9 protein-coding genes are annotated in these 15,418 nt (G+C 33.0%); 1 reads left to right on the forward strand and 8 read right to left on the reverse strand.

Annotated features, from left to right (window positions below):
- Positions 1–167 precede the first annotated feature (167 nt).
- Positions 168–887, forward strand: coding sequence for a hypothetical protein (locus tag ASF10_RS11995; RefSeq protein WP_056249423.1), 720 nt, complete (start codon positions 168–170; stop codon positions 885–887).
- A gap of 491 nt (positions 888–1,378) precedes the next feature.
- Here the strand turns inward: ASF10_RS11995 and ASF10_RS12005 are convergent, their stop codons facing one another.
- The 8 genes from ASF10_RS12005 to ASF10_RS12040 form a co-directional block, all read right to left on the reverse strand.
- Entirely contained in the window at positions 1,379–1,843 is a 465-nt protein-coding gene (locus ASF10_RS12005; protein ID WP_056249428.1) for a hypothetical protein, read from the reverse strand.
- A gap of 3 nt (positions 1,844–1,846) precedes the next feature.
- The gene (locus ASF10_RS12010) at positions 1,847–2,614 is read right to left on the reverse strand and encodes a hypothetical protein (RefSeq protein ID WP_056249431.1); all 768 of its coding nucleotides are present in this window, start codon (positions 2,612–2,614) and stop codon (positions 1,847–1,849) included.
- On the reverse strand, positions 2,614–6,138 hold the full coding sequence (locus ASF10_RS24520) for a DUF6443 domain-containing protein (RefSeq protein WP_056249434.1): 3,525 nt from the start codon (positions 6,136–6,138) through the stop codon (positions 2,614–2,616). The genes ASF10_RS12010 and ASF10_RS24520 overlap by 1 nt, the downstream gene beginning before the upstream one ends.
- 33 nt (positions 6,139–6,171) lie before the next feature.
- Entirely contained in the window at positions 6,172–10,875 is a 4,704-nt protein-coding gene (locus ASF10_RS12020; RefSeq protein ID WP_056249436.1) for a DUF5977 domain-containing protein, read from the reverse strand.
- Positions 10,876–10,918: 43 nt separating this feature from the next.
- Complete coding sequence (locus ASF10_RS12025; protein ID WP_056249437.1) at positions 10,919–12,580, reverse strand: T9SS type A sorting domain-containing protein; 1,662 nt, start codon at positions 12,578–12,580, stop codon at positions 10,919–10,921.
- Between the two features lie 588 nt (positions 12,581–13,168).
- Positions 13,169–13,750 (reverse strand): hypothetical protein, encoded by a 582-nt coding sequence (locus tag ASF10_RS12030; RefSeq protein WP_056249440.1) that lies wholly within the window; start codon positions 13,748–13,750, stop codon positions 13,169–13,171.
- Positions 13,751–13,948: 198 nt separating this feature from the next.
- Complete coding sequence (locus ASF10_RS12035) at positions 13,949–14,437, reverse strand: hypothetical protein (protein ID WP_241774944.1); 489 nt, start codon at positions 14,435–14,437, stop codon at positions 13,949–13,951.
- Positions 14,438–14,695: 258 nt separating this feature from the next.
- Positions 14,696–15,304 carry a hypothetical protein gene (locus tag ASF10_RS12040; RefSeq protein ID WP_056249446.1) on the reverse strand — a complete coding sequence of 203 codons (609 nt, stop codon included), beginning with the start codon at positions 15,302–15,304 and terminating at the stop codon, positions 14,696–14,698.
- Between the last annotated feature and the right edge of the window lie 114 nt (positions 15,305–15,418).

Below are 15,418 nucleotides of genomic sequence, written 5' to 3' on the forward strand. Positions count from 1 at the left end.
ATACTTCTTCTGTTGCGCTAAAACCCCAATCTCGCCAAACGGCTGCTAACGGAAGGCTTTYTTGCTTACKCTTAAGGTTCTATTTTGCAATAAATTCATCAGTTTACTTTTCTAAATTAACTTTTATGTAATTTCGTAAAGTTCTAATTAACTTTTAATATTTTAATATGATTCAATTTGATATATATCGAGATTTAACAAAAGAAATCTATGCAGATGATATTCCAGAGTTTTCAGGTTCTGAAAATTGGGGGAATTTAAGTAGTAAATTTTCATTTATATTCAGCAGATTAGATTATCTCAATGATACTTTAGTTTCAATATGCGAAAAAGTAGAAATTTATAATGTTAATTTCAAAGAGAGAAATGGTTTGACTAGTAAGAAAACTAAAATCGCACCTTATATTGAAATTATTCACGTTATGTCMGATTTAAGAATGATAGTTGATGAGCTTATAGCATTGCTATATATTGTTGAAAAAAGAAAAGTTTTAGGCGATTATCCTAGTAAAATTGAAATAGAATCTATTGGGAATCTATTGAGTAAATGGAATGAGAAAAAATTTGACGATGTGAAATTCTTTATTAATTATAAAGATTTTTTAAAGAATGTGAATGATATTACGAACACTTAYAAACATTCATTTATAAATGACCATATTGTGTTTTATAGACAACTTGATAAACCAACTGTTTATGCAATAAGGAATTTTAATGGCGAATTTGATAAACAAAAAAATAAATTAATCGAAATTCCACTAGAGAATATTGTAACTGATTTCAATAAAATGTTTAAAGAGTATAGAATATTATTAAAAGAAATGACATATGAGCAAATAGTAAATGATTTTGAAAAGAAAAAACACAATATGGTCATTTATAAATGAATGTTNGACAACTTGATAAACCAACTGTTTATGCAATAAGGAATTTTAATGGCGAATTTGATAAACAAAAAAATAAATTAATAGAAATTCCACTAGAGAATATTGTAACTGATTTCAATAAAATGTTTAAAGAGTATAGAATATTATTAAAAGAAATGACATATGAGCAAATAGTAAATGATTTTGAAAAGAAAAAACACTTATAAAATGTAAAATAAAAAAACATTATATTTTTGGAACACAATGTAGCATTTTCACACATTTTAGTTCTTTTAAGGCAATATTAAAACAAAAAAGATGAGCATTACTGCTCATCTTTAATTTATTTTTTGCTAATATTTATTCTATTTCAATATGTTAGAAATGTAAAATCTCATATCACTAAATCTGAAACACTGCCCTATATAATGACAAAAGCCACTCCGTTATAGAAGTGGCTTTTTTATTGATTTAGATTGCGGGTGCGAAATCCGAAAAATTCACACAACCTTTTATAAGGAACTCTTCGCCGAACGAGAATTAATTTCTGCTATTAATTGATTATAATTTTTAAAATTTGATGGAGATACAATCAATTCTTTATCATCTTCTAAGCTAAATTTATAATCGTAATACCCAGGAGTAATTTGACCAACCTCGTAAATATAAGAACCGTCTATAAATTCTTTGTCTAAACTTTTGATACATGTATAAGGAATACTTTCTTTCTTTCCTGATAGAATATAGATTTTTGTGATTGTCTTTTCATCCACAATGAGTTTATAAATAGAATTTAAATTAAAGAATAAAACTGCCACCCCAACTATTAAAAGAAAAATGACAGGAAAAATGACATCAGCATCTTTTTTATAATACATCTTAACATCTACAAGCAAAGCACTTAAACCAAAACAAATAATCGGTACAAAAACATTTCTCAAAAGGTAAAGCTTTTCAAATTTTGAAACTACTATCATTTTTTATTTTACATTAACATCAAAAGTAACTGTATCATTTTTTACTCGCGTAACATTATCATTAAATGTGTATTGGGTTATTGCTTTGATTCGATTAAGTCCTTTTTTGGTTAAAACTTCTTCAACAACTATGCGTGTTGGTACTTCTTTAGTAATGGTTCGTTTAACCTTTGAATTATCAATACCTTCAGTTTCTATTTTAAAAGTTCTTTTGGCATTTGGAATATTGGCTAGTAAATATTCATATTTTATAACATCACCCACTTTTAGAGTATCTCGAGTATTAATTTCATACTTTTTTTCTTTTTCAATTTTATATTGATTTACTGGATAGGTCGCATAACCATCATACTTTTTTACTGTTTTTCCATCAAAATCAATAATAAATTTAGCCTCACCGATATCATTATACATAATATATTTCCTAATTAAGCCATCGGAATTGTAAAAAATACTTTCTTCTGTAACTTTACTATTTTTTCTATAATGAACAGATTCTATTTTGCCATTGTCAAAATAATAAATACTTTTTCCATTAGGCTCATTATTTACAAAATTACCTTCAGCTATTTTAATTCCTCTTTCATTATAATTTACAAACTTTCCGTGCTGAATTGAATTACCGTTTCTAATCACATATTCGTTTGTGCCGATTAATTTTCCTGAGGGGCTGTATTCTTTAAAAGTATATACTTTTTCATCTTTAAAATAAAAAAACCAAACTACCAGACAAAGTAATACAGCAAGTACTATTATATATATTTTTTTCATTATTTCTTTTTTTCTTGTGCTTCTAAAACGTCTCTTCTCACCTGTACATTTTTATTTGGGTCTTTAGTATCAGTAACGACCTGAACCATATCCGATGGGCTATTTCCTTTACCTGAATTTTCTTTAATAACATCCTTAACGCTTTTTATTGCCTTATCCACTTTACTAGATAATTTCCCTAAATCAGCTGCGCCCTTCATTATATCTTTATTACTTTTAAGATTGTTCCCGTTTTTTGCTGCACCAGGGGCGCCATCAAGAAACGCATCAGCACTAATATTATCTCCAACTTTCTTTCCAGTTGACTTTTCATTTTCACCTCCTCCTTTTTTAGAAGTAGCAGTGGTAGTTATTTCCTTATCACTTGGCTCAATTTTTTCTCTTACATATGTATTTATACTTTCTAAGAAATCAGCTGTCGCATACACTACTAATTTTGCTAAGTCAGTATTACCTGTTTTTGAATTATATGCTCTTTGTGTTGGAGTTTGTTTATTTAAATCGTTCGAACTTTCTAAACCTTCAAGTTCTTTTGCATGAACTGGTTGATTTGAAGAAAATTGATATGGTGTATAATCTTCATATTTTTCTGTTAATGGGTCAATACTCATAAATCTTCCAATCGCAGGGTCATAATTTCTCCATTTGTAACTGTACCAGCCAAGCCCCAGCTCGTCTTGGAGCTCTTGACCTTGGAACTTATAATTATATCCTATTTGCTTACTGTCTATATTATACCCTTGATGTTTTAAACCAAAAGGATAATAATTATTTTCTTCGATAATTTCAAGAACTTGCGTTTGTGGGTTTTTAGCGTAGCTTAATCGTACGTTTCCTAAATGATCTTTGTATTGAAATACATATGAAAATACTCCGCTATCATTTTTTACATATCCTTCTGCAGTCGGGAAAAACTGCAACGTAGGTCTGGTTGGAACCTCCTGACTTGTCGACTGAACTGCTAACCCACTAAAACGACTACTCTCCTGTGGCGGATTTATAACAGGATCTGTACCATCGATAGGAGGTTCCGGATCTTGCGGATCATCAGGTATAGGATCACCAGGATCAGGAGAAACAACTCCTCCGCCGCCTTGATTACCTTGGTTTTCACCATACATGTACTGAAATCCTCCCAAATAATTGGTATAGGTTGTCACAGCAGCATTCTTTACAATTTTCTCTACTTTCTGACCTGTTGCGTTGTAAATATACTCAATAGTGCCATTTGTACCAAATGTAATTTTTTTGGGCAAATTAAGGTGATTGTATTTTATATCAGTAATATTTTTGTTTTTGTCACTGGTCATATTTCCGTTAGCATCATAACCAAAGTCATCACCATTTTTATTGCCGTCAATAAAACCTTTACTATTATTTCCGGCAGGACTATCCGTAACTTTTGTTAACTGATTTGAATTTTCATTTAAATAATCATAGGTCAAATCATCTATTTTAAAAACGACAGAAGGCGCATCAGAATCCCCATATCTTTGTAATAATTTGATATTACCATTCTTGTCATAACTTAAACTTTCGTTGTAGGCTCCTGACACTGGGATTGCATCACCGGGTTTTCTATAAATAGCATTTGTTAATCTATTAAGATCATCGTATTGATAGCCATAGGAACGCATTGCATAATCAGATGCTGTTTTCCAGAAAGTCTCTGCTATATTACCATTATAAAGTGCATCAACAGATGAATTTCCCGGCTGATTGTTATAATTAATTTTAAAGGCAAATAAATCAAGAGGATCTGTATCAATTTGCAAGTTCTCTGTATTATTAATTCCTGTAAGCCAGCCTCTAATATTATAGCTATAATCAACTTTTTGCCTTTGATTTCCTCCGGTGTTGCCAACGTTTTTACTTTCTAACTGCCCTAATGCATCATAGCTGTTTGATGCTAAAAGCTGAACTGTTCCTCCATTGATTTGATGTGTATGATTAAGTAAACGATCTTGTGGTGAATAGGTAAATTCTTCCCTTACCGTTAACTCATTATCTCCATAGGTACGTTTATGTTTAGTAATTGTATAAAGCACTTTTCCTGAAAAGTCCAGCTTAGTATCTGTATTGGTATATCCTCCTAAATGATTTTGAGTTTGGGTGCGAATAGGTCTGGCTTTTATATCATCATAAACTATATTGGTAATTTCTCCCATTGCAATAGAAGATGTTGTAAGTACCCTGATACAAGTTCCGGTAAGCAGCCCTTTTGTATTAGCTAAAACCTTTTGATCTTCAATAGTTGTTGGTCGTGTTGACCCAAGCGGAAAGTCATAATCATCGTAATAGTTAATGGTTAAAATTTTGAAATTAGTTGGTGCAATTACATTACTGTAATTTACGGGAACTCCATCTATAGTAGTACCTGATGTTTGTTTAGTTTCAAACAAAATTGTTGCTGCATTTTGCACATCCTGCAGTGATTTTCTAGTGGGCGAATTCGAAGATTGATTTATCCAGCCGGTATAAATAGGCCGGCCAAAAGCATCGTATTTTGTAATAAGCCAACCCTCAGTATTTTCATCTTTAAAAGGCGAAAAAACAGGCCCTGTCGCTACTGGTCGGTCGAGTTTATCATAAACAATAAATTCCCATTGTTTAACGGGTAATTTTTTCTCGACAAGTCTATTACGGTCATCATATTTATATTGATAACACAAACCATTTAATTTATCAAGATCAATAGCTCCGGTAACTTTTGGCGGAATGACATAGGTCAGGTTGCCGTAAATATCATATACATAGTAGGTATCGTGCCTGTCACCTGCATCATACGTTCTTTTAAGAACTACTTGCCCTTCCTTGTTTTTAAACTCAACTGTAGAGCCTGAAGATTCGCTTGGGTTTGCACCAGAATTTTCATCGTAGGTTACTGTTTTGTATAATTCATTTTCGGCATAACTTCCTTCTTCAGGATAACCAATTTCATATAAGCCCTGACCAGCTTGCCAGCTTGTAGTAACCCTGTATAATTTTACAGCATCGGCAGAGGTATTGGTCTGGTAATTGAGTTTTATTTCATGACCACTACCCATAGCCCATGAAGCTCCCGGAGCAGCTTGCTTTAGAACCCTGTTTAATGGCGAATTCTCATACTGTTTTTGCGAAAAAGGATTGGCGGTATTTTCATATTTTGGTGAGCTGTAAAACCCTACTGCAGCATTTATTGCTGTTACCGGATCTATTAAGGGATATGTATTACCTCCATTAGCAACTGTATAAGGCAAATACTCTTTTTCCTGCCTGCCCAGACCATCATATCTCATGGGAGTCACAATATCCTGACCATCGCCTCCCTGACCAATAGCAATTGTTTGTATTGGCCGGCCTAATCCGTCAAAATAAGTGACATTTTGAGAGATTTCGTCCTTGGTTAACTTGTTTAAATCAGAACTTTGAGCCGCTTTTTTGGGTGCAACTGTGTATATAAAGTTATCATTGCTGAAAGTCTGAGCCATTAAGCCCGAACCAGCAAATAAAAAAAGATTGAATATAATGATGTATTTTTTCATACAGATATTTTTTATTTTTCCCAATTCACAGAATTAATTAACAGTAAATGATTTCAATTCAGGAAAACCTAAAAATGAAAGTGTTAGGATAAAAGTTTTATTAGTTACACCAGCAGGTAAAACAAGACTACTACTCCAATTTCCGTTATATATTTTCATTCCAATTATATAACTATAATTAAAAGTAGCATGAACAACACGTTCAGGATGATCTGATGAAGAAGATGTAACTGTAACCCAGAATTTTTTCTGACTTTCCTCTGCATCAGCTACAAAAACATCATATGTTTCTGATGTGCAAATTCCATTTTCATTTATATAGGTTCGTGAATTACTATTAATATCATTTTGAGCCAGCTGATCAACATTTGCCTGAGAAATAGTTGAGCTATATTTTCTCGCAGGAACCGTATAAGTTACTGCTGAGCCATATGTACCAGTACCGCAATTATTCTTATTTGCTGTTACTGATTTAGTCGCATTGTAAAAAGCACAAGTACCATTAGCATTAGCATAAATATTTCCATCGTGATAAAATTTATATGCCCCTTTAAGATCTGCATCAGCTTGAGAAATATTTGATAAAGATGCACCGGCTTCCTGACTAAATGGAACACTAGAACCTAGAGCCCCTGCTTCACAGTTGTCTTTTGTAAATGGGCCACTTCTGGCAATACTATAGAAAGTACATAGAGCTGTACTATTGCTATAACTTGGCCCATTCTTAGTAACATCATCTAATGCCTGAGCATCAGCACCTGCCTGTGAAAAATCACTATATCTTCCTGCGGGAACTATATACCAAACACTTGCAGGAGTTCCTCCTGCGGGACAATTGCTTCTTTCGATTAATCTGCTTTGGGCAGTATTCCAAAAAGTACATTTTGCATTTACATCATTATTTGCAAATGCCTGACCGTTGTTACTAATCTCTGTTTGAGCCTGAGCATCAGCTGAAGCCTGCGAATCTGTGGAACTATATCTTCCCGCAGGAACTGTATACCAAACACTTGCAGGAGTTCCTCCTGCGGGACAATTGTTTCTTTCGATTAATTTGCTTTGGGCAGTATTCCAAAAAGTACATTTTGCATTTAGATCACTATTTGCAAATGCGGGTCCATTGTTAGTGATTTCTGCCTGAGCCTGAGCATCAGCTGCAGCCTGCGAATCTGTGGAATTATATCTTCCCGCAGGAACTGTATACCAAACACTTGCAGGAGTTCCTCCTACGGGACAATTGTTTCTTTCGATTAATCTGCTTTGAGCAGTATTCCAGAACGTACATTTTATTGATGTCGTATTATTTGCATAAGCCTGTCCGTCTGTATTAAATTTAGCAAGTCCGTTACTATCGGCATCAGCCTGCGAAATAGTCGAAACATATGCTCCAGATGGCTGGCTATAGCTCACACTTTGTCCCGTACCTCCTGCTGCACAATTATTTTTTGTAAATGGCCCGCTTCTGGCTGCACTTTTATAAAGATAAACACTTGTTGAAGTATTATCACTACAATCAACCTGCTGCCCTTTGTAATTGTAGCAATATTTTTGAAGCACATTTAAATATTTATCCTTTACAAATTTTAGTCTATTAAAAGAATCATATTCATAGAACGAGGAAACTCCCTTAGGATCTGTTACACTTGTTACGCCCACAAGCGGATTATAAGTGTATGTGCTGATCATATATTGAGGTAAAGCAATTCTCAAATCTTTTAATTTATTTCTCAAAATCTGCTCTTTACAATCATCAGATATACAATTATCATTATCAGAGTCAGAAAAACTTTGAAGATCTATAACATAACTGGCTACCTGATCATAACTAGTATTTTCGATCTTGGCAATTGGCTGGGTTTTATTATAACCCCATATTATAGAAACCGGTGTGCTGCTTTCAAGAGTATACTGCAAAACATTGCCTTTATCATCATATTTATCATAGGTAATTTTTCTATCAGTAGTTTTATTAATTTCAGAGTTTCCTTTATTTGCATACACATACTTAGGAACTAATAAATTCATTGTTAGTGCCTCCTGAGAGTATTCCGTTTTTTGTTCTGATATTTTTTCACCGTTATAACTTTGAGTTACCAAAGGCACTCCGATCATGTTTTTAGCTATCAATTCATTTCTAAAAGGTTCACTTGACATTTCTGCATTGGTCGCATAAAAATACTTTGTTTCTAAATTTTCGTTTTTGGAGTTTTTGGTCGTTTTACTCTTTAAAAAACCTGTATCCGGATTATAGTCATATACCGTAACTCCTTCTACTATATTACCTTGTAAATAATTAGCACTTTCTTCTTTTTCCAGTATTAAATTCTTAGCCTGATATCTAAAAGAGGCAACCTGAAAATCTAATAACGGTCTTGGATATTGTAATCCACAACCAGCACCAGAGCTTCCTCCTCCAGAAACCTGCGCTCTTTTTTCCCTAACTAATTTGCAACTTAAAAGGTATAAAAGCTTTGTGGTGTTGGGGATTAGTGAAGTTGTATAACTATTATTTTCGAATAAAAGGGTTGTACCAAAATTATCTTTTACTTCTTTTGTTCTCAATAATCCTATTATAGAGTAACTTTCTAAATCCCTTATAGAATTTGAAACGGGCCCGCCATAATAGCTAAAAATAGTTTTACCATTAGTGACTACCTGATTGTTTATGTCTTTTCCAGAATCAATTTTTTCAACTGTTTTATACAATACAGGACTACCCCTGAAATTAGATAATGGGTAAATACTTGTATAATTATAAAAATCTCTCCTAACAAAAATTGCCGGACTGCATTGTAAATTATCCTGAGTATGAGATCCCGAATAAAACTCCGGTTTTTGCAGCATAACTCCTGTGCTTTTATTGTCCTGCGAATAATTATAAGCTGTAGTAATACATTCTCCATTAAAATCGCAATTTTGAACTCTACTTACTCTAACACCACCAACTGTCTGATCATAAGTTGGCGGTGTTGTCTTAATAATTACACTTAATTGGGCTGTTATTCCCTGATCAGAAGTAGCTTTCAAAACATATTTTCCCGGAACAGTAACATGTATTATGTTATCAGGATCTGAATTCATAAAAGTTCGCTGAGGAGGCCTCCAGTCTCCTCCTTCATTTCCCCAGTACTGTTTTGCTGTTAATATTATTGTACCATTTTGAGTTAAAGTTATTTCACCAGTTCTGTCGTGTTCGCCTGCCATTTCAAAACCATTCGTAAATTGATATCTTGGAACCAGATCTACGGGAACTGAAGTTATATCAAGAGTTACTGTTTTTTCACTCCCAATCTCATAAGGGTTAGTAGTTGCAGCATAAGGCTCATTAATAACAGGTGCATCTGATTCATAAGGAAAATTATTCCCACCCGTTCTAATCTTATTTGTCTCATATTCTATAATGGAATATCCTTTTGTCTGGTAAGTGATTTTGGTTAATGCTCCAATTTTTGTACTATTAAAATCCGGTTTAAGCGTCGGGTTGTTATTCGGGGTAATTAATCCATTAATAGTAGCCGGTCTGCCCTTTTCATTATAGTAACCCCATAAATCCTTTTTAGCATAATCACTGTCATCTGTTATTACGGGATAAGGTGTACTCATATCATATTCCATTTCATTCATAATTACACCATTGGACTTTACATTCATTAAATTAGTTCTCCTGCCAGTCCATCCTGAATAATTGAAATCATAACTTTTAACGGCCTTATCAAATTTATCTTTTATGCTTAAATTACTAATAACAGTAATGGCATTTTCTGTTGGGTTATCGTTATATTGTAATTCTATAGTGTAACTATTAGTAATTATTTTCTTTAATTTATCTACCCTTACTTGTGTATCTGATATGTTTTTATTAATTTCAAAACTTTGAACAGTTCCATATTGTGTACTATTTTGCGTTAGTGTCTGGGTTACACTTCTATCTGAATAGCTAATATATTGGTTGCTCACATCTGACTCGTATTTAAATAAAATTTTGTTAGTACTGGTAGGAAAATTAATTTCTGTTAACAAAAAAGAAGCGATATAATCAGACGAATTTTCAGCAGAGGACCGAGAGTTAATAAGGGACTTATTAAAAATATAATTAATACCCTTATCATCTGTTATAGTAAAAGCGCTATGAGAATATCCTGAAACTTTATAATTTTCATTCTTTAAAAAAATAGCATTGTTATCTTTATCCAGATAAAAACTGCAATTTAAGTTTCCGGCATTCACACAATATTTATCAGGCTCACCATCAAATATACCATTTGCAACAAACTCTGTAAAATCATTTATTGTGGACAGTCCTTGCGGAGACACATAATCATCGAAAGGTGGAAGCTTATTGATATAATTGTATATTGATTGTTTATCACTTTGATGTTGTGAATCATCCAGTCCATTAATACTATGCAGGATTGAACCTCCAATATTCAATGCCCAGCCTACACCCGCATAGCCCGGTGTTTCATCCAGAAGCAATCCGGAGTAATTATAAGATAAATTAATAGGCATCGTAAAATTGCCTTCTTTTATTTCAAATATTGGAATTGTATAGTTCATTCGGCCAGTTGAAAGATCGACAGGAATTTCTCCAACCTTACTAATTGAGGCAGCCTGAGGCGATGCAACCGTTATATTAGGAATGTATTGTTTTGCTACCCCACCCTCATCCTGGGATTTTACTTTTTGAACATTAAAAAATATAATAAAGAAAAAAAGGATATATATATTTGATTTCATATTGATTTACAACTTAAGTATAGTAGTTTAAATAAAGGGATAATTATCTTACGCTTTTAATCACTTTCACAGATTCCGTCTTCACATCAGTCCTGATGTTGATAATGTAGATTCCTTCTGAATACCTGCTTAAGTTTACAGGCACAGTTCTGTTGTCAATATCAAACTCTTGTAAAATACGTCCTGTCATATCGACCAAAGTCGCAGTTCCTTCTTTAAAATCATAACCAATAATTACATTAGTATAAGTGGTCGCAGGATTTGGGATCGCCTCAATACTGGATTTAACTTTCTCTACCTTTTCTTTGTCTTTTAGCTTTACCACCCAAAAGTCATTCCCTCCTATACTTCCGTTTTTATCTTTTGACGCGCTTGAATTTGATGTTCCGGCCATAAGGTAACCTCCATCGCGGGTCTCTACTAACTTTCTTAGGATATCTTCTCCACCACTGCCTACAGTTTTACTCCAGATTTCTTCGCCTTTGCTGTCTATTTTTAAGGCGATATAGTCATTGATGCCGTCTTTTTCCTTATTGACCATGTTCATTGCTTTTGCAACAATTCCTTCTCTTGGACGTTTGCTCTCACTTTGTGCATAGCCACCTAATAAATAACTTTCGTCTTTGTTTACAACTAAAGAGGTAAGAATATCAACTTTGCCAAAATCATAGGTTTTACTCCACAAAATACCCCCATAATGATCCAGTTTTAAAACCCAGTAATCCGTTCCATTACCTACAATTCCTCCCATCGTGGTAAGTGCATTTTTACTGTTGGAATTTCCGCCTGCAATATAACCGCCATCGATTGTTTGATGAATTACATAGGGCTGATCATCGCCCTCAGCTCCATAAGAATTTTGCCACTCGATTTCTCCTGTATCAGTTATTTTGATAATCCAGTAGTCTCCAAAACCTTTGTTATTTTCTGTTTTATCACCTGATACCGGCGAATTAGAATATCCTGCTAAAATATATCCGTTGTCTGTGGTTTGCTCCATGCTTCTTAGCACATCAACATATTGACCGCCATATGTTTTCTGCCATTCAATATCGCCTTGCTTGTCTAACTTCACAATCCAATAATCCATGTTGCCTCTGCTTTTTTCAGATTTATTAAATAAATCGGCCTTAGTTGTGGTTATTGATTTTCCGTTTGGTTTAATATTAGAGATAACCGAAGGACTAGAGCTTGAAGATCCTCCTAGAATATATCCTCCATCTTTGGTCTGAAAAGCGCATAATAACTCATCCTGTCCTGAACCTCCAATAGTTCTCTGCCATTGTTCTTCGCCAGAGGCATCTAGTTTAATAACCCAAAAATCAGTAATGCCTTTGCAATCTTCCTTTTTCTGAAAACTGGTTCCGGAACTCGATGTTCCTGCCAGAATAAAACCTCCGTCTCTGGTATTTTTTATACTTTGCAGTAAATCAAAACCGCTTCCGCCAATACTTTTTTGCCAGTCCAGATCTCCTTTCTCATTCATTTTCCAGATCCAATAATCTAAGTCGCCATGATTAGCGTCGTCTTTATTTCCAGTTTTATCAGACAAAGAACTTCCTGCCAAAATAAAACCATAATCAGCTGTTGGTTGGGCATCAAAAAGATAATCAGCATGGGTTCCCCCGTATGATTTTTCCCAAAGAATATCCTGAGAATAGGTAAATAAAGGAAGAATAAGAGTTAATAAGTAGAATTTTTTCATAAGCAGTTTTAGTTTTTGGCAATTTAATTATGCGCAAATCTAAACTACTAATACATCATAATTTTACGGTTTTCCTCATTGGTTCTGTAGTTTCAGTATTTTTATTTATAGACATAAAAAACAATAACTATAAACCAGTAAAAAACAACAAGTTAAATTGATGAATATTGAATTTTAAAATGTTTAAAACACAAAAAACAGGGACTTATACGTAATAATTTATGCACATTAAATCGAAAATGATTCAACCAATACTACAATTTTCTCAACTTTATAACAAGTTTTAATTTCAAAAATTGACCTTCAATTTTAATAATTTATTCGAGTCATTTTTTGCAAATCACTTATAAAATGGTTCGAGAATTGTCCTGTTAGGGCTACTAGTAAAAATTAAAAGCCTAAGAAATCTAGATTTCTTAGGCTTTTTTTTTGGTTCGATAAGTTTTGTTTCAGTTTCTGGAAAATTTAAAGGCCTGTGTTTTCAAGAGAATTTGGTTCGAGTCCCACTAGGGGTTGATCATCCCAAATACAAAACCATATTTCCATTCAGCCAATTGCCCAAATGCGTTGTAGCTGTTATGCGTTCGTTTATTTATCAGCCATTATTTCGTTATAATTCTTATATCTTTCGTCAGTTCCTATATATTTTGCTCTAATGAAATTTGTGCAATCTTTTTCAAATTCATTGCAAGAGTCAAATAAAATTGCACTTCCATTTTCCCTTTGGTTTTGTTTTAATATTTTATAAATCTCAACACCTCCAATCGGGTCAACGCCAACTAAATCTATTATTATGTTTTTTGTAAAAGTCAAAGTTTTGTACAATGACAACAATCTTCTATATCCGCCCGCAATTGAATTGATTTTGATTTGAGGTTTCATCCATTCAATCTCGTAAATTTTATTCTTGTAAGTTGAATTTCCATCACATTTTTTTAAATATTGACCAATTGTTGTTGGAAACAATTTACTTAAAAAATAATTTTCTTTAAAATGCTCTACATACTTAATTTCTGAACATAATTCGGTTATATTTTCAATTAATCTTAATGATATTTTTTGAAATTTTACACCGTTAGGAATTTCAATAATAACAATTTCGCCCTCGTTTAAGATAAATGAAGGAATTAGAAAATCTTCAATAATTTGTTCCTTAAAACTTAGTAACATTTTTAAAAGTTTGTGAATTTTTTGTTTCTTTTCAGCACTCTATTGTTCTAAACTGACGCATAACGTTCTCGCGCGACAAGCAGTTTGGGACTAAATCAGCGTTATCTTTCGGATTTGCCAAATCTTCCAAATACAAAACCATCTTTAATTTCAGCCTAAAACCCCAATCTCGCCAAACGGCTTTTACCAGCTGGCTTTTTAGTCTGTTATCGTTTTTTTAGTTCCATCATCGTTGATGTATTTAAATATATGATTTTGGTCAATTATTTTTCCACCAATCTTTGTAAATGTTCCAAACATTTCATTCCAATCTTCAGTATCATTTTCTTTAGCTGTATCCCAACGTATAGTTCCAAATAAATTTGGCTTGTCAAGTTCTGATTTTATGATCACTCCAAATTCTCCATTTACAGAAACCTTTGTTCCAGAAACAAAGTCGTGATTCTTTTTCCAATAATCAGTTCTCATAAAAATTCTGTTTCCTAATTCAAATCCTTCGATTCCTGCAAAACTATCCCATTCACAAGTAGGAGCAAACCAATTCCATATTTGAGTAAAATCTGGTACGTTATCAAACTCAACGTCAAAAATTCCGTCTATTAGAGCTTTGTGAAAATCTTCGGCTGAGTCAAACTTTCTACAATACCCTCCTTTAAATTCGGATAATAATTTTTCTGCTAGATGCAAGTCAGCAATTAGTTCAAAAAACTCATACTTTTCCCAAAATTCAACTTTCGAAAGTTGTTTTCTTTTTTTCTTAAATAGTCGATTAAAGATTTCAGTATTGTGTTAGATTTCTGAATTTGCTTGGCGCTTGCTGGTAACGTTCTGGCACTTGGCGTGGTTGGGGACTAAAGATGCGAGATTTTTCAGTTAAACACAAATTTTCCAAATACAAAACCAACTTTAAATTCAGCCTAAAACCCCAATCTTGCCAAATGGCTGTTACCTGCTGTTTTTTCTTTTCAGTAACATTATTACAACAAGTACAATTAAAACAGCAATTAGACTTGAAAGAATATAAATCGTTTTCTCTTTCTTTTTCAGTTTTTCTTGATATATGTTTTCGATTAAACCAATTTGATAGGAAATATTATTTTCAAATTTTATCATTCTAACACCGCTTGTGTCTGATTTGTATTTTTGATATAGTTTTTCAAGAGTTTGTAATTCTTCTTTTTCCACATTTTCCAAAATGTTACTTCTAGAACAAATGGAACATGCTAAAGTCTGACTTTCTGATTTTGCATATATTAAATATGTTTTACCAAGTTGAAACATAAAATCACAACTTGCAGAACTTTGACTCAAAATTGTTCTTAATTCTCTTCCAGGATAGATTTCTGATTTATATGATTTTAGAATTCTACAGGTATATGAATAAATTTTTGCACCATTATTTCCATAAAGCAAAGTATCAACTTTTATAATTTCTCCTGTGAATATCTCGTTTGCACCTTCCCAATTTTTAGTAATGGCTGGAACTCCAGCACAACTACAAGAATAGCTTTTTAAGCTTATGAAAATCAATAATATTACTAGAAGTTTTCTCATTTTAAGATAACGTTGTTTCTAAATAGCAGGTAACGGTTTGGGGCTTTGTGTTCGGGCGGGATTTCGAAGCACAAAAGCTGGTTTTATTACTAAAGTTTAATTGAAAACTGCCGT

Source organism: Flavobacterium sp. Leaf82, assembly GCF_001422725.1.
In the GTDB taxonomy this organism is placed as follows: Bacteria; Bacteroidota; Bacteroidia; order Flavobacteriales; family Flavobacteriaceae; genus Flavobacterium.

Bases quoted from the DNA above. Each gene is read 5' to 3' on its own strand.
- ASF10_RS12005 (WP_056249428.1), bottom strand. From the start codon at position 1,843: ATGATAGTAGTTTCAAAATTTGAAAAGCTTTACCTTTTGAGAAATGTT.
- ASF10_RS12025 (WP_056249437.1), bottom strand. From the start codon at position 12,580: ATGAAAAAATTCTACTTATTAACTCTTATTCTTCCTTTATTTACCTAT.
- ASF10_RS12030 (WP_056249440.1), bottom strand. From the start codon at position 13,750: ATGTTACTAAGTTTTAAGGAACAAATTATTGAAGATTTTCTAATTCCT.
- ASF10_RS12040 (WP_056249446.1), bottom strand. From the start codon at position 15,304: ATGAGAAAACTTCTAGTAATATTATTGATTTTCATAAGCTTAAAAAGC.
- ASF10_RS12020 (WP_056249436.1), bottom strand. From the start codon at position 10,875: ATGAAATCAAATATATATATCCTTTTTTTCTTTATTATATTTTTTAAT.
- ASF10_RS24520 (WP_056249434.1), bottom strand. From the start codon at position 6,138: ATGAAAAAATACATCATTATATTCAATCTTTTTTTATTTGCTGGTTCG.
- ASF10_RS12010 (WP_056249431.1), bottom strand. From the start codon at position 2,614: ATGAAAAAAATATATATAATAGTACTTGCTGTATTACTTTGTCTGGTA.